Source organism: Oliverpabstia sp., assembly GCF_022785585.1.
Lineage (GTDB): Bacteria > Bacillota > Clostridia > Lachnospirales > Lachnospiraceae > Oliverpabstia > Oliverpabstia intestinalis.
In genome coordinates this window covers 17,944-33,596 of sequence record NZ_JALFPR010000028.1, presented here as the reverse complement: position 1 = coordinate 33,596, position 15,653 = coordinate 17,944, and the positions used below count along the sequence as shown (strand labels likewise).

13 protein-coding genes and 1 pseudogene are annotated in these 15,653 nt (G+C 44.4%); 11 read left to right on the top strand and 3 right to left on the bottom strand.

Annotated features, from left to right (window positions below):
• A partial coding sequence (locus MSA64_RS01390; RefSeq protein ID WP_287890219.1) for a winged helix-turn-helix domain-containing protein occupies window positions 1–266 on the top strand: 266 nt, incomplete at its 5' end.
• A 512-nt stretch (window positions 267–778) separates the two neighbouring features.
• Window positions 779–1,099: pseudogene (tnpA, locus tag MSA64_RS01385) on the top strand (IS200/IS605 family transposase); the annotation flags it as partial.
• A 23-nt stretch (window positions 1,100–1,122) separates the two neighbouring features.
• On the opposite strand, the gene MSA64_RS01380 reads toward tnpA, so the two are convergent.
• Window positions 1,123–1,560, bottom strand: a complete 438-nt coding sequence (locus MSA64_RS01380; protein ID WP_287890224.1) for an Rrf2 family transcriptional regulator — start codon at window positions 1,558–1,560, stop codon at window positions 1,123–1,125.
• Between the two features lie 216 nt (window positions 1,561–1,776).
• Here MSA64_RS01380 and MSA64_RS01375 point away from each other — a divergent pair, with 216 nt between their 5' ends.
• From MSA64_RS01375 to larE, 6 genes are all read left to right on the top strand, one after another.
• Entirely contained in the window at window positions 1,777–3,192 is a 1,416-nt protein-coding gene (locus MSA64_RS01375) for a family 43 glycosylhydrolase (protein ID WP_287890217.1), read from the top strand.
• A 272-nt stretch (window positions 3,193–3,464) separates the two neighbouring features.
• A complete protein-coding gene (locus tag MSA64_RS01370; RefSeq protein WP_154431811.1) occupies window positions 3,465–5,606 on the top strand; it encodes a SulP family inorganic anion transporter in 2,142 nt (713 codons plus the stop codon).
• 22 nt (window positions 5,607–5,628) lie between these two features.
• Window positions 5,629–7,686 carry a diguanylate cyclase gene (locus MSA64_RS01365; protein ID WP_287890214.1) on the top strand — a complete coding sequence of 686 codons (2,058 nt, stop codon included), beginning with the start codon at window positions 5,629–5,631 and terminating at the stop codon, window positions 7,684–7,686.
• An 81-nt stretch (window positions 7,687–7,767) separates the two neighbouring features.
• Window positions 7,768–8,373 carry a bifunctional phosphoserine phosphatase/homoserine phosphotransferase ThrH gene (gene thrH / locus MSA64_RS01360; RefSeq protein ID WP_118316222.1) on the top strand — a complete coding sequence of 202 codons (606 nt, stop codon included), beginning with the start codon at window positions 7,768–7,770 and terminating at the stop codon, window positions 8,371–8,373.
• Window positions 8,374–8,615: 242 nt separating this feature from the next.
• Window positions 8,616–9,383 (top strand): tRNA threonylcarbamoyladenosine dehydratase, encoded by a 768-nt coding sequence (locus MSA64_RS01355; RefSeq protein ID WP_154431815.1) that lies wholly within the window; start codon window positions 8,616–8,618, stop codon window positions 9,381–9,383.
• A gap of 52 nt (window positions 9,384–9,435) precedes the next feature.
• Window positions 9,436–10,248 carry an ATP-dependent sacrificial sulfur transferase LarE gene (larE, locus tag MSA64_RS01350; protein WP_277664018.1) on the top strand — a complete coding sequence of 271 codons (813 nt, stop codon included), beginning with the start codon at window positions 9,436–9,438 and terminating at the stop codon, window positions 10,246–10,248.
• A 185-nt stretch (window positions 10,249–10,433) separates the two neighbouring features.
• Here larE and MSA64_RS01345 read toward each other — a convergent pair whose 3' ends face one another.
• Window positions 10,434–11,759, bottom strand: coding sequence for an MATE family efflux transporter (locus MSA64_RS01345; RefSeq protein ID WP_262523503.1), 1,326 nt, complete (start codon window positions 11,757–11,759; stop codon window positions 10,434–10,436).
• Window positions 11,760–12,092: 333 nt separating this feature from the next.
• On the opposite strand from MSA64_RS01345, the gene MSA64_RS01340 reads away from it, so the two are divergent.
• A complete protein-coding gene (locus tag MSA64_RS01340; protein WP_287890209.1) occupies window positions 12,093–13,406 on the top strand; it encodes a putative ABC transporter permease in 1,314 nt (437 codons plus the stop codon).
• Between the two features lie 121 nt (window positions 13,407–13,527).
• Here the strand turns inward: MSA64_RS01340 and MSA64_RS11890 are convergent, their stop codons facing one another.
• The gene (locus MSA64_RS11890) at window positions 13,528–13,695 is read right to left on the bottom strand and encodes a helix-turn-helix domain-containing protein (RefSeq protein WP_154431819.1); all 168 of its coding nucleotides are present in this window, start codon (window positions 13,693–13,695) and stop codon (window positions 13,528–13,530) included.
• A gap of 16 nt (window positions 13,696–13,711) precedes the next feature.
• On the opposite strand from MSA64_RS11890, the gene MSA64_RS01330 reads away from it, so the two are divergent.
• Both MSA64_RS01330 and MSA64_RS01325 read left to right on the top strand, forming a co-directional pair.
• A complete protein-coding gene (locus MSA64_RS01330) occupies window positions 13,712–14,617 on the top strand; it encodes a carbohydrate ABC transporter permease (protein WP_287890221.1) in 906 nt (301 codons plus the stop codon).
• Between the two features lie 14 nt (window positions 14,618–14,631).
• Window positions 14,632–15,462: a carbohydrate ABC transporter permease gene (locus MSA64_RS01325; protein ID WP_106491783.1), complete on the top strand. Its 831-nt coding sequence runs from the start codon at window positions 14,632–14,634 to the stop codon at window positions 15,460–15,462.
• The last annotated feature ends 191 nt before the right edge of the window (window positions 15,463–15,653 follow it).

Sequence of the window (15,653 nt, the reverse complement as noted above, 5' to 3'; positions counted from 1 at the left end):
CAGGTTGTGCCTATTTGAATGAAGAAGAGTTACATTTAACACCTATTGAATATAAGTTGCTTTGCCTGTTGACAAGAAATATAGGAAAAGTTCTGACACATACTTTCCTTACGCAAAGTATCTGGGGAAGTAGTTGGGATAATGATATTGCCTCCCTTCGTGTGTTTATGGCGACACTTCGTAAAAAAATCGAGAAAGAACCGAACTCTCCACAATATATCCAAACACACATTGGCGTGGGGTATCGGATGTTGAAAGTTGAGTGAACTTCACAACACCATAGTTAAAGTTGGAATATAAGTTATAAACTGACATTTGTACTCAAATGCAATCAGACATTAAAGGTAGAGAATGCGAAAGCAGACTACAGAGCAAATCAGAAAGGGAAAGAGATGTCATAAATGGAGTAGAATAAGGCAAAGCGATTGAATGAAAATGTAACTGAAAAAATGTGTTCATCAGACGGTAACGTGGTTGGGGAAATGTGTTCCCCAGCCGATGCCGAAACATGTGGAAACAGTCTGCTTATTATCACGTAAATAAGCGATTTTACAGGCTTTTACGAATGGAGTTCAGTCTATTTGCCACCGTAATTTTTAAAATTATCACTGAACAAATATTGGGAGTTTTTCGTTGATCCGAAAAACGGAACTTTGGAAAACAAATAAACCACCTGCTGTGCGGATGGTTGAAGTTGCTTCAGCTTACAGTATAAAACCTCCTTTGTTAAATAATGTTAGGTTCGCCAACCGCATTATTTAACAAAGGAGGTATCCATATGGATAGTAATAGTTTATCACATACGAAATGGAATTGTAAGTATCATATCGTTTTTGCACCAAAATACAGAAGAAAAGTAGCATATGGAAAGATTAAGCAAGATATTGCAAATAGATTAAGTATGCTATGCAAAAGAAAAGGTGTAAAAATTGTAGAAGCAGAAATATGCCCAGATCACGTGCATATGTTGGTTGAAATTCCACCAAGCATAAGCGTATCGTATTTTGTCGGATATCTAAAAGGTAAGAGTACATTAATGATATTCGAACGCCATGCAAATTTGAAGTACAAATACGGAAATAGACATTTCTGGTGCAGGCAGTGCTTGCTATTCTTGATTAGTTAAAGGTTTTTAACTTTCCTGATTTTAAAATAATACCGATCAATAATATCCTGCAATGTAATGGATTTCATTTTTTCATCTACCATATTTTGAATTTCATGATAGAAGTCCCCAATAGCGAATTGAATGTTGATACCGATTCCACAATCCGGATTGGTATCTGTGTCTAGGTGAAACAGCGGCTTATTGCCCTCTACGGCTCGGTAGATGTCATACATATTAATTTTATCTGCCGATTTTACAAGAGCGGCATTCGCATGACCTTGTGTGTTGACAACAATGCCTGCATTTTTCAGGGTTGCCATAAGCTGTCTGACATAAGCCGGGTTTATCTTGATACTTTCTGCAATTTTTGTGCTTGAGAGTTGTTCGGCATCTCCAAGAGCAATAAATATAAGAATATGAATGGTGTCACTAAGCTTTGTGGAATATTTTATTTGTCACCTCGAAGCAAGCAGAAGAATCGAGACGAGAAGATTCGAGTAGTACCGCTTTATAGGGGGCCAGCAAAAGTGCTTGCGATACCGCCCTTTGGGGCGAGCAGTAACAATTGCCGGAAAGATTCCGGAGAATTCGTTTCTTTCAGCAAACAGTTTTTCAGGATCAGTGACGGAAAGAGAATAGAATAAAAGACAGGAAAGAGAGGGAAAAGCATGAAAATTTACTATCAGCATCCACAGACTTGGTTTGGCGATTGTATGCCTTTTGGAAAGGGTGATACTTTTTACCTGTTTCATCAGAGAGATACCAGAGTGCCGTGCCCTTTTGGAGAGCCGTTTGGCTGGGATCTGGCAACCACAAAGGATTTTGTGACTTATGAGGATTGCGGTGTGGCGATTCCGAGAGGAACGGATGAAGAGCAGGATCAGTTTATCTTTGCCGGAAGTATCTGCGAAGACAGAGAAGGAAAATATCATGCATTCTACACCGGTTACAACAGAGATTATCCAAAACAGGGAAAACCATCTCAGGTACTGATGCATGCGGTCAGTGAGGATCTGAAACACTGGACAAAGACGCAGGATGCAGTGACCTTTGTTCCGCAGCCGGGATATGATCCGGATGACTGGAGAGATCCGTTTGTACTGTGGGATGACGAATCTGAAAAATATATTCTGATCCTGGGGGCACGTCTGGAAGGAGACAAGCATAAAACAACAGGAAGAACCGTTTATTTTACATCAGATGATCTTGCAGACTGGGAGTTTCAGGGGGATTTCTGGGCACCGGATCTGTTTACCATGCATGAGATGCCGGATCTTTTCAAGATGGGAGACTGGTGGTATCTGATCACAACAGAATATTCCCATGCATCCACACAGGTGTACCGTATGGCAAAAAGCCTGAAAGGACCTTGGATCGCACCGGATGACGATGCTTTTGACGGAAGAGCTTATTATGCAGGAAGAACCTTCATGCTGAACAATCAGAGGATTCTGTTTGGATGGGTTCCGACACGTGCCAACGAGACGGACAGTGCAAATCTCTGGTACAGACCGGAGGCAGATAAAGAAGATTTTATCTGGGCAGGAACTTTTGTCGCACATGAACTGTATCAGAGAAAAGACGGCACTTTAGGCTGCCGGATCCCGGATACGGTGTGGAATGCGTTTAAGGATGAGAAAAAGCTGGAGGATGTAAAACTGGAAAAAGAATCAGGAAGAGAATTACAGCATGTAGTAACGGAGACCGGTGATTGCTATCGATACGAAGCAGATGTTACATTTGCTGAGGGAACACGTGGATTCTCCGTTGGCGTGCGTGCGCAGGAAGCGGATGATGAATTCTATTCTTTCACATTTGAGTGTCCGAAGGATCGTGTGATCTTCGAGAAATCTCCGAACTGGCCATGGCCACAGATGAATAATATGGGACTGGAACGCCTGATTCGTCTGGTTCCTGGAAAGAAATATCATGTACAGATTATCGTGGATGATACGATTGCTACACTGTATGTGGACGGAGTTGCTCTGAATACCCGCATGTATACAAACCCGGGGGAAGGAATCTGCCTGGGAGTTACAGATGGAAGTGCGGTATTTGAGAATCAGAGTATTGCATATCTGTAAAAGGGAATCGGGCCGCCGTACTGTTTTTGGTGCGGCGGCCCTGATTTTATCTCGTTCTTTTCAGAACACTTCGCGGGATATTACCTGCCGGACAGTTACAATATTTTAAAAGAGAAACGATGTACTGGTGATTCGAGGATAAGTATAATTCACAAAATGGGGTCTGAAAAAACAGGCTCCATTTTGCAATTGTTTACTGGTGAAAAGAAAAAAGTATGTTATAATAAAAAGAATACTGTAAAAAAAGAAATGCAATAAGGAGATGGAAATCCATGAAAGTATCTATGTGTAAAACCATGCGGACTTATGAGTGGAAAAATCTGTCGAAAGATCTTCTGGCGGGTCTGGTGATCATGGCAGTGTCGATTCCAATATCCATGGGATATGCGCAGATCGCGGGGCTTCCGGCGGTGTATGGACTGTACGGCTCAGTTTTTCCGATAGTACTGTTTGCCTTATTTTCTACTTCCCCGCAGTTTGTTTTCGGTGTAGATGCTGCTCCGGCGGCACTGGTAGGATCGGCACTGGTAAGTCTGGGGATTGAAGGAGGATCGAAGGAAGCAATTGCGGCAGTTCCGGTGCTTGCATTTTTTGTTGCTGTCTGGCTGCTGGTCTTTTATCTGTGTCGGGCGGGAAAACTGGTTAATTATATTTCAGCACCGGTGATGGGCGGATTTATCAGTGGAATCTGTACCACGATCATTCTGATGCAGGTGCCTAAATTATTCGGTGGTAAAGCAGGGGTCGGGGAACTCCCGGAACTGGTGCATCATATCTGGGAGAGTCGGACGATCTTTCATCTGCCATCCTTGCTTCTGGGTGTTGGTACACTGGTGATTCTTCTGGTGTCAAAAAAGCTGATTCCCAAATTTCCGATGGCAGTGTTTCTGATGGCAGCGGGTGCGATCGGTACGGCGTTTTTTCATCTGGAAAATCTTGGTATTCAGACGCTTGCAGCAGTGAAACCGGGGCTTCCCATATGGACGGTTCCGGAGTTTGGAGCAATCCCGTTAAAAGAGGTGGTGATCATCAGTCTTTCCGTGGCAGTTGTCATCATGGCAGAGACATTACTTGCGGAGAACAGTTTTGCACAGAAAAATCGTTACCGGATCGATGACAATCAGGAAATTCTTGCATTTGCCATGGGAAATCTGGCTGCTTCCGTTATTGGTTGCTGTCCGGTCAATGGATCCGTATCGAGAACGGCTATGGGAGAGCAGTACCAGGCGAAAACTCAGCTGACCGGTATCGTGGCCGGACTGTCTATGATTGTATTATTGCTTTGCGGAACCGGATTTATCGGGTATCTTCCGATTCCGGTGCTGACAGCGATTGTGATTTCAGCGTTACTGGGAGCGACAGAATTTGATCTGGCGGTGCGGCTGTGGAAGGTGAGCCGCACGGAATATTTGATCTTTGCTGGAGCATTTTTCGGTGTACTGATGCTTGGGACTATCAACGGAGTATTGATTGGAATCATCCTTTCTTTTTCAGAGATGATTATCCGGACATCCAAGCCTTCCAGAGGCTTTCTTGGGATTCAGCCGGGACACCGGCATTTCCGGGATCTGAAAGAAAGCGATCAGATCCATGCGATTGAAGGGGTGTTGATCTACCGGTTCAGCAGCAATCTGTTTTTTGCCAATATTCAGGTATTGCAAAGTGATATTGAGGATAATCTGCGGGAAGATACCAAAGCAGTGATTTTGGATGCCAGTGGAATCGGAAGTATGGATATTACAGCGGCAGACCGGTTAAAACTTTTATATGAGTCACTGAAAGAGAAAAATATACGTTTTTATATCACAGAACATATTGCAGGATTGAATGAACAGATGCGTCAGCTGGGACTTGGATGTTTGATTCAGGAAGGTTGTGTGCGAAGAACGACACATATTGCTTTGAAAGATATGGGTATTACCCGTCCGTATCCCTTAGAGGGCGGTGTGGATAACGAACAGCGCAGTGCGTCCAGAAAACGTGCCGACAACAGGGTGCAGGAATTTGTCTGGGCGTTTGGAAGTCAGGCAGAAGAGGAGATCGAACGACAGATCGGGTGTCAGATTGAACAGTTGAAGAAAACCGGTGATGTGGAATATCTGCTTCACGGCCGATGGTCTCATATGGAGGATCTGGATCAGGATGAGTGGCTGGAACATCTGGAAGAGCATCTCAAAGAAATTGTCAATATTTCCGGAAAAGATCAAAAAACCCTGGCAATTCGACTGGAAAAACACCGTCAGGAAGTGCATGACCGTATTGCAAGAGAACATCCGGAACTTGCAGAGCGTTTCCGGGAAAGGCGTCATCTGTTGGATGAACATCTGAAGGAAAAGAGACCGGAAGTTTATGAACTTGTAATTCAGTTGCGCAAAAAGATCAGCGATGAGCAGAGAGAACAAGAGGAACAATAGTTACATTAGAGGGCAGTAAAAGATGACAGAACAAAAGATAACCATGACGATGGAGCAGGTGGAACAGGAGATGGAAGAGTATCGCAGGATTTTTGATGTGGTGCGGCTCATCGAAGAAGAAACGATCCAAATGATGGAAGAGGGCAGGGAGGAAGAAGTTGATCCTGAGAAAGTGGCCTGCTATTCATTCTGGAAGAAAAACAGGCAATGTAAGAACTGTATATCTGCAAGAGTACTCAGGGAAAAGAACCAGGGGACCAAACTGGAGTTTGTGGGAGAAGATATTTATCAGGTAACTGCCTGCTATATGGAAATAGATGGAAAAGCATATGTAATGGAACTGGTGAAAAAACTGAACGAAGAATTCCTTCTGGACGCAGAGGGATGTGAAAAACTGGTTCGAAAACTGGACGGATATAACCAGGATCTTTACATTGATGCTCTGACAGGCTCTTACAATCGAAGATATTATGAGGAACGACTGAAAGGAAAAGAAACTTCTGCCGGTGTGGCAGTTATAGATCTGGATGATTTTAAATTGTGGAATGATACATATGGACATGGAGCAGGAGATGTGGTGCTACAGACAGTGGTGAAAGCGATCCGTCAGTCCACACGGAAAACAGACAGTCTGGTACGCTATGGAGGGGATGAATTTCTTCTGGTCATGCCGGATGTTTCCGATGAAGTTTTTCTGAAAAAACTGGAATATATTCAGAAGCAGATCAGGGACGCGGATATTCCCGGTTTTTCCAGAATGCGTCTTTCTGTCAGTATCGGAGGCGTGACAGTCCGAGAAGAAGTTATGGAAGAGGCAGTACGAAAAGCAGACCGGCTGATGTATCAGGCGAAAATCCAGAAGAATATGGTGGTGACTGAAAGAAAATCAATTGATGCGGATGGAATGATTCATCTGGAAGAAGAGATAAAGCGGACAAAACAGCTGATCATGATCGTAGATGATTCTGAGATAAACCGTGAGATCCTTGCGTCGATTCTGGAAGAAGATTATCAGATCATTGAAGCAGAAAACGGAGAAGCCTGTCTACGTCTTTTGCAAAAGTATGGAACTGAGATATCGTTGATTCTTCTGGATATTGTAATGCCCGGCATGAATGGATTTCAGGTTTTACATGATATGAACAAAAATCACTGGATCGAAGACGTTCCGGTTATCATGATTTCCAGTGAAGACTCCGAAAAGAGTATACGACGGGCTTATGAAATGGGAGTATCAGATTATATCAGCCGTCCATTCGATGGAAAGGTTGTCTATCAGAGAGTATTCAATACGATCAAGCTGTATGCAAAACAAAGAAGACTGATCACGCTGGTAACGGATCAGGTTTATGAGAAGGAGAAAAACAACCGGATCATGGTGAGTATTCTGAGTCGGATCATAGAGTTTCGAAATGGTGAAAGTGGACTGCATGTGGAACATATAAACAAACTGTCCGGTATGCTCCTGGAACGTCTGGTACAAAAAACCGACAAGTATCATCTGACCTGGACGGATCAGTATCTGATCACAGTAGCTTCTGCTCTTCATGATATCGGGAAAATCGGGATCGATGAGAAAATCCTGAACAAGCCGGGTAAACTGACACCGGAAGAATTTGAACTGATGAAAATGCATACGATGATAGGGGCATCCATGCTGAAACGGCTGGAAATATATAAAGAAGAACGGCTGGTGCAGATTGCCTGTGAGATCTGCCGCTGGCACCATGAACGGTATGACGGAAGCGGATACCCGGATGGACTAAAGGGGGAAGAGATTCCGATTGCAGCTCAGGTGGTTTCTATTGTAGATGTCTACGATGCATTGACGAGCCCGAGAGTCTATAAAAAAGCATATTCTCATGAGAAAGCGATGCAGATGATCCTGACCGGAGAATGCGGTGTGTTTCAGCCTTTGCTTCTGGATTGTTTTTATGATATTCAGGAGGAAGTACGGAAGGTGATAAAGGAAAAAAGCGAAAAAGAAGGAAAAATATCCGGATTTGAACTGACAGATCTGAAAGAAACTCTGAAAAACAGTCATCTGATCGGTGATTTAAAACCAGAAAAGAATCACTGACAGGGTAGAAAAACTGGTAATTATGTGATAAGATAAATGCAACGTGTTAAAGTGAAAAAGTGTTAGAGGAGGAATAGTGTTATGTATATTACATGTCTGGATGTGGAAGGGGTGCTGGTTCCGGAGATCTGGGTGGCATTTGCCGAGGAGAGTGGAATTCCGGAACTGAAGAAAACAACCAGAGACGAACCGGATTATGATAAGCTGATGAAATGGAGACTGGGTGTACTGAAGGAGCATGGGCTTGGGTTGAAAGAGATTCAGGAAACCATCGAAAAGATTCAGCCACTTCCGGGCGCAAAAGAATTCTTAGATGAATTAAGAAGTTTCAGCCAGGTTATCCTGATCAGTGATACCTTTGCAGAATTTGCCAGTCCACTGATGGAAAAACTGGGACGTCCCACATTATTCTGCAACAGTCTGGAGGTTTCCGGGAACGGAGAAATCACAGGATATAAGATGCGTGTGGAACAGACAAAACTGACCACTGTAAAAGCACTGCAGTCTATCGGATTTGAGACGATTGCCAGTGGAGATTCCTATAACGATCTGGGAATGATCCAGGCAAGCAAGGCAGGCTTCTTATTCCGAAGCACGGATAAGATCAAAGCAGAGTATCCCCATATTCCGGCTTATGAGACCTATGACGAACTGCTTGGTGCTATCAAAAAAGCAATGGCAGAGTAAATAAAATATTAAAATCACAGGATGGAAGCAGGATTTTACAAGAAAAAACATATTGACATAGTATGTAATTAATAATATGATAGCAATATCCGGTTCAGTTGCAGAAGAGACTGCGAAAAGAGACAACAGACAGCTGGACAGGATATAATTGTGACCGGGAGTACTACTGCCCGGTTATAATTATATTTACACAGGAATCGGTCCGGTGAACCGGTTCTGAGAACGAGAACAGGGAGAATGATATGTTAAATCAGTTTTCAAGAACACAGTTGCTGCTGGGTGAAGAAGCCATGGAAAAGCTGAAGAATTCAAGAGTGGCTGTTTTTGGTATCGGCGGTGTCGGCGGATATGTCTGTGAGGCACTGGTGCGAAGCGGTGTCGGAGCCTTTGATCTAATCGATGATGATAAGGTATGCCTGACCAATCTGAACCGTCAGATTATCGCTACGAGAAAAACCGTAGGAAAATATAAAACGGATGTGATGAAAGAACGGATGCTGGAGATCAATCCGAATGTGGATGTGCATATCCATAAGTGCTTCTTCCTTCCGGAAAATGCAGATGAATTTCCATTTGAAGAGTATGATTATGTGGTAGATGCAGTAGACACCGTGACTGCAAAAATTGAACTGGTAATGAAATGCCAGGAAAAAGGCGTGCCGATTATGAGCAGCATGGGAGCCGGCAATAAGCTGGATGCCAGCCAGTTCAAGGTGGCTGACATTTATAAAACCAAGGTATGCCCGTTGGCCAAGGTTATGCGCCGGGAACTGAAGAAGAGAAGAGTCAGAAAATTAAAGGTTGTTTACTCGGAAGAACTGCCGAAACGTCCGATTGAGGATATGTCCACCAGTTGCAGAACAAACTGCATCTGCCCGCCGGGAGCCGCACACAAATGTACGGAACGACGAGACATTCCGGGCAGTGTGGCATATGTGCCATCGGTAGCAGGATTGATCATTGCAGGAGAAGTCGTGAAAGATCTGACAACCGTGAAAAAACAGAAATAAAGCAGAAATCAACCAGAAATCAACCGGAAAGGAAAGACAGCATATGGAAGAAATGATTACAAGAGAACAGATGGAAAAACTGAAAAAACTGCAGGATTATTTGAGAAGTCTGGAATCTGTTGCAGTAGCATTTTCCAGTGGTGTAGATTCCACATTTTTATTAAAGGTGGCAAAAGACATGCTGGGTGATAAGGTGATGGCAGTGACTGCCCAGTCCTGCTCTTTCCCCAAAAGAGAGTTAAAAGAAGCGATTGCATTCTGTGAAAAAGAAGGAATCAAACATGTGATCTGTGAATCTGAGGAATTGAGTATCGAGGGATTTGCCCAGAATCCGAAGAACCGCTGCTATCTGTGTAAAAAGGAGCTGTTTGAAAAGATTCAGAAGATCGCCGCTGATAACGGTATGAAAGCCATCGTGGAAGGTTCCAATCTGGATGATAACGGAGATTACCGTCCGGGACTGCAGGCAGTCGCCGAGCTTGGAATCAAAAGTCCGTTACGTCACTGTGATCTGACAAAAGCAGACATTCGTGCACTGTCCCATTACTTGCATCTGCCGACTTGGGAGAAACAGTCTTTCGCCTGCCTGTCTTCCCGCTTTGTATACGGAGAGACGATCACAGAAGAAAAACTTGGCATGGTAGATAAGGCAGAACAGCTGCTTCTGGACATGGGATTTCATCAGGTACGTGTCCGCATCCACGGTATGATGGCGCGAATCGAGATTGATCCTTCCGAGTTTGGTAAACTGATGGAAGAGGAAAACCGGGAAAAAATTGCAAAAACACTGAAAGTGTACGGATTTACTTATGTAACGCTGGATCTGATGGGATATCGTACCGGAAGCATGAATGAAACATTATAAGCATATAGTACGCATATTAATATAGAAGAAATAAATACATATACAGATCTGAGAACGATAAAAAGCCCCCGACAATGGAGAAAATTTTCCAGTGTCGGGGCTTCGTTTTTGCGAGCGGTAAGCCAAAAACAAATCTTTATTATGACAGCACTGACCGTGAGCAGGTGAATCAGATTTTATGATCGTCAGATACTGGATTGCCGGTAAATCGCATAGGAAATTCCAGCAGTAATTGCCTCACAGATCCAGAATGCATGCCACACACCGGACGGACCAATCAGGCAGCTCAGAAGAAATGCAAGTGGCAGAATCAGGATCGTATAGCGGCAGAGGGAGATCATCAGCGACGGTATGCCTTTTCCAAGACCTTCGAGTGCTCCACTGGAAGTGATGGATACGGAAGATACGATAAATCCGAGACTGATGATTCGAAGTGCTGTACTTCCGGCTGTGATCGTCTGTGGGTTGGTAGTAAAGAGTCCGAGCAAAGTGCCCGGAATAAACATGCAGAGCAGGGTGCCTGTAAGCATGATTCCGGCAGAAAGATATAACGTATAGGAATACAGTTTGTGTACGCGCTTTTGTTCGCCGGCACCGTAGTTGTATCCAATCAGCGGACGCATTCCCTGGATAATCCCGTTTGCCGGAAGATACAGGAAGGTTTGGAGCTTGTAATAGACACCAAGGATCATCACATACATCTGTCCGTAAACTGCGAGGATCGCGTTCAGGGAAGAAATCAGCAGGGAAGACAGTGCCATATTTAAGGTTGCCGGAATTCCCACAGCATAGATCTTTTTTAACAGTATGAGATCAAATTTCAGAGATTTCAGAGAAATCCTTACCGGCAGAGGACGGATCCATGCGAAAAGCAGATACGCTGCCAGCGTAAGCAGCTGTCCAAGCCCGGTCGCCCATGCGGCACCCCGGATTCCCATCCGGGGAACCGGTCCGAGTCCGAAAATCATGATCGGATCCAGAATAATGTTCAGAATACATCCACTCATCATACAGAACATTGTGGTCTTCATCCGTCCGACAGACTGGAAAATCTTTTCATAAGCAACCCCCAGAGATATAATAACAGAAAAACCAAACGTGATCCGGGAGTAGGTGATTCCCATGGAGAGAATTTCCTGTTCTTTCGTGAACATGGAAAGAAATGCCGGCATGATGGTAATCGTTCCAATGGTTAAAATTACACCGTGAAGAAACGAACAGGCAATGCCAAGCGTGGCGCTGGTATCCGCTTTTTCCTGTTTCTGTGCACCCAGAAAATAGGCAATCGTCGCGTTGATGCCGATGCCGAAACCGACACCTACGGCAGTGATCAGATTCTGAACCGGGAAGACCAAAGAGAGCGCGGTCATCGCATTTTCATTGATCTTTGCCACAAAATAACTGTCGATAATGTTGTACAGCGAATTGACCATCATTGACAATACCATCGGAAGTGCCATGGATAAAAGCAATGGCAGGATAGGTTTCTCTTTCATGTAAGTTTGTTCCATAAAATATCCTCCTTGAAAATATCGATACCGGATGGTACCTTTTACCTCTGGAATCATGAAAATAAGAAAGCCACATAACCGCATCTGCAGGAACAGAAGGGTTATGTGGCGAAAAATAGATATATCCTTTCAGAAAGGATACATCCAGAAAAATCCACACAGGTTTTGGATGTCATGTAAGACAGTCGTATTCTATTGGAAAACAAAGGGTTTGTCAATAGAGTTTAAAAAATTTATAAAATTTTTCAGAAAAAGGTAGGCAGATGAAGAGAAAACAGATATAGTTATTATTTATCAAAGAAAGAAAAAATCAGAGAAGTTAAAGGAGAAGCGATGGAACATTTGGCGTGGTATGAACTGTTACTGCTGTTTTTTGCCGCATCTTTTCTTGGATGGGTGCTGGAGACTGCAGCGGCAGATATCAAACAGAAAAAATTTGTAAATCGTGGTCTGGTGACCGGTCCGTTCTGTGTGATGTATGGTATCACGACGGTACTTTTAACGGTAGGGCTTGGAGAATTGCGTGGTATCTGGTTGTTTTTATTTTCTGCAATTTATGCGACGGTGGTGGAATGGATCGGGGGTCACCTGATCGAACGGTTATTTCATCAGCGATGGTGGGATTATTCCGGGAAAAAAGGGAACTTGGATGGTTATATCTGCCTGGGTGCTTCTGTGTTCTGGGGTGTTCTGGGATTTGTGATGGTGACCTGGGGAAATGATCTGCTGTTCCGGTTGATGGCGCTGCTGCCGTTGCTGCTGGTAAAAATTTTACTTCTGGTACTGGCTGGCCTCCTGGTGGTAGACATTCTGGCTTCCTATATTCTGCTTCGTGGTTACGGAAACAACATCCGCCAGTGGGAGGAGGCAGATAACCGGATCCGCAAAGTCACGTTACGATTGCAAAACTGGATCGGAACGGTCGTTGCACGACGAATCCGAAAGGCATACCCGAAAGCAGCGGAGACAAAAATCGAAGAGAAAAAGGCAGCGAAAGTGACCTCCACGGTATTTGCCGCCGGATGCAGTTTTTATAAAATTGTTCTTTTATTTTTCTGCGGAGCCTTTCTGGGTGATCTGACAGAAACCGTTTTCTGCAGGATCACTGCCGGTGTCTGGATGAGTCGCAGCAGTGTAGTCTGGGGACCGTTCAGCATCGTGTGGGGACTGGCAATCGCGCTGGTCACTGCCCTGCTATACAAATACAAAGATCGTTCTGATTCCTTCCTTTTCGGTATGGGAACCTTTCTCGGTGGCGCTTATGAGTATCTGTGCAGCGTCTTTACGGAACTGGTATTCGGTAAAGTATTCTGGGATTACAGTGAGATCCCGTTCAACCTGGGCGGCAGGATCAATCTGTTATACTGCTTTTTCTGGGGCATCGCTGCGGTGGTCTGGTTCAAACTCCTGTATCCGCGTTTGTCCGACTGGATCGAAAAGATTCCGATGAAACCGGGAAAAATCATCACCTGGGCACTGATCCTCTTCATGTGCTGCAACATCGTGATGTCCTGCATGGCACTGATCCGGTACGACGCAAGGGGAAAAGGCGTGTCTGCAGAAAATACACTGGAAGAATGGCTCGACGAACATTACGACGATGCCCGGATGCAGCGGATCTATCCGAATGCGATCACCGCATCATGAGCAGTGAACGGAAAAAATAAAGACCAAAAAACTCTGTCTCCAGTGGTATCAACCAGCAGCTGAAAAACCTGCGCTCCCGCCCCAGTTTCTCGGCGTCCGCGGAGCCGATAAATAAGAAAATTCAAGAATTTTCCCCTTTTAGCGCCTGCGTAATCCCCTTCACCGAAGAAGCATACTCCATCGGCGCCATCCCCGTAGCCTTCTTAAACTGCTTCGAAAAATAAGGCAGCGAACTATAAGACAAAAACCCTGCGATCTCCGTCAGATTTTTCCGTCCGTCCCGGATCATATCCTTTGCCCGCTGAATCTTCAGTCCGTTAAAAAAAGCGTCGAAAAGAGAGAAAAAAGACTGGATTGCCGCATATATCCTGATTGCACCCGTTACCCTGGGTCTGCTGGTGTTTTATATCTGGCCGTTTATCCAGAATGTCTGGTTCAGTTTTAATGATGTAAACAAATTTAATATGTCTACTTTTGTAGGTCTTGCGAACTACAAAGAAATGATCGGTGACAAAGAAGTATGGAGAACCTTCGGCAATACCCTGAAATACGTTATCGTAACCGTACCGGTAGGGCTGGCGTTATCCACTTTCCTTGCGGCTTTACTGAATGCAAAGATCAAAGGAAAATCCATTTGCCGTACCCTGTATTTCCTTCCTTCGGTTACCATGTCTGCAGCTGTGGCCATGGTCTGGAAATGGATCTACAATGAACAGATGGGTATCCTGAACAGCGCTATCAAAGCCATGGGAGGAACCGGTCATAACTGGCTGACTGATTCCAAGACAGCATTGTTTATGATTATGATCGTAGGTCTCTGGATGACGGTTGGTTATAACATGATTATCTTACTGGCAGGTATGCAGGGAATCAACAGTGTGTATTACGAAGCAGCCGCTATCGACGGTGCAAGCGAAATTACTCAGTTTTTTAAAATCACGGTACCGATGCTGACACCGACAGTCTTCTTCGTTATGATTACATCCATCATCAGTGGTTTCCAGGTTTTTGATACTGTTTACATGATGATCGGCAAAGCAAGTCCGGCATTCGAGGCAACACAGACCGTTGTGGCACTGTTTTACCGGACAGCGTTCGACTATGGTTATAAAGGATATGCAGCAGCTATTTCTATTCTGATCTTCGCAGCGATTATGATCGTGACCGTGATCCAGATGATCGGACAGAAGAAATGGGTGAACTACGACTAAGGAGGAGTGAGAACATGAAAGGTAAATTTAAGCTAAATCACCTGATCGTCCATCTGATCCTCCTGGTCGGAGTGATCGTGGTTGTATTTCCATTTGCATGGATGATCCTGACATCATTTAAAACATCCGGTGAGGCGATGAAGATTCCGCCGACAATTTTCCCGGAAAAATTCGTTACAACGGCATATCATACCATTGTAACTTCTGCAATTCCGTTTGCAACTGTTTATATGAATACGATCATTACCACCGTGGTTACCACACTGGTACAGATTGTATTCTGCTCCATGGCAGGTTATGCGTTCGGACGTATCGAATTCCCGTTCAAGAATGCAATCTTCATTCTGGTGTTATCTGTACTGATGGTACCTGGACAGATCTTCCTTCTGCCACAGTATCAGATCGTTCAGAAACTGGGACTGCTGGATACGATCCCGGCACTGTTTCTGCCAAACCTGTTCAGCGCGTTCGGTACTTTCCTGCTGAGACAGTTCTTCATGTCTCTGCCGAAAGAACTGGAAGAAGCAGCCATTGTGGACGGATGCGGACGTTTCCGTATCTTCGCACAGATCATGCTGCCGCTGATCAAACCGGGTATCGTGGCAATGTCCATCTTTACCATCAAGTTTGCATGGAATGACTTCATGTGGCCTCTGATCGTCAACACTTCTATGAATAAGATGACACTGGGACCTGCACTGTCTACCTTACAGGGACAGTACACCACAGAGTATCCGATGCAGATGGCAGGTGCGGTTCTCGCCGTACTGCCGCTGGTAGTGATGTTCTTCATCTTCCAGAAACAGTTCATCGAAGGTGTTGCTCAGTCCGGTATCAAGGGCTGATGCTCAACCTATTGACAATGTAGGAAATCACATGCTACTATAATCCACAGAATTGTGGGTTTCAAATGAGAAAAAAAGATTTCGGGACTTTCAGTTCCCGGAATCTTTTTCTTACTTTACAGGAAATTGCTTTCCTGTAAAGTAAGAAAAGCTCCGCGAGGATGCGCACTACGGCGTATAAGGTAGATGTC

Coding starts and splice junctions, on each gene's coding strand:
- MSA64_RS11890 (WP_154431819.1), bottom strand. CDS start 13,695: ATGATCCGGGACGGACGGAAAAATCTGACGGAGATCGCAGGGTTTTTG.
- MSA64_RS01370 (WP_154431811.1), top strand. CDS start 3,465: ATGAAAGTATCTATGTGTAAAACCATGCGGACTTATGAGTGGAAAAAT.
- larE (WP_277664018.1), top strand. CDS start 9,436: ATGATTACAAGAGAACAGATGGAAAAACTGAAAAAACTGCAGGATTAT.
- MSA64_RS01355 (WP_154431815.1), top strand. CDS start 8,616: ATGTTAAATCAGTTTTCAAGAACACAGTTGCTGCTGGGTGAAGAAGCC.
- MSA64_RS01340 (WP_287890209.1), top strand. CDS start 12,093: ATGGAACATTTGGCGTGGTATGAACTGTTACTGCTGTTTTTTGCCGCA.
- MSA64_RS01365 (WP_287890214.1), top strand. CDS start 5,629: ATGACAGAACAAAAGATAACCATGACGATGGAGCAGGTGGAACAGGAG.
- MSA64_RS01345 (WP_262523503.1), bottom strand. CDS start 11,759: ATGGAACAAACTTACATGAAAGAGAAACCTATCCTGCCATTGCTTTTA.
- thrH (WP_118316222.1), top strand. CDS start 7,768: ATGTATATTACATGTCTGGATGTGGAAGGGGTGCTGGTTCCGGAGATC.
- MSA64_RS01325 (WP_106491783.1), top strand. CDS start 14,632: ATGAAAGGTAAATTTAAGCTAAATCACCTGATCGTCCATCTGATCCTC.
- MSA64_RS01375 (WP_287890217.1), top strand. CDS start 1,777: ATGAAAATTTACTATCAGCATCCACAGACTTGGTTTGGCGATTGTATG.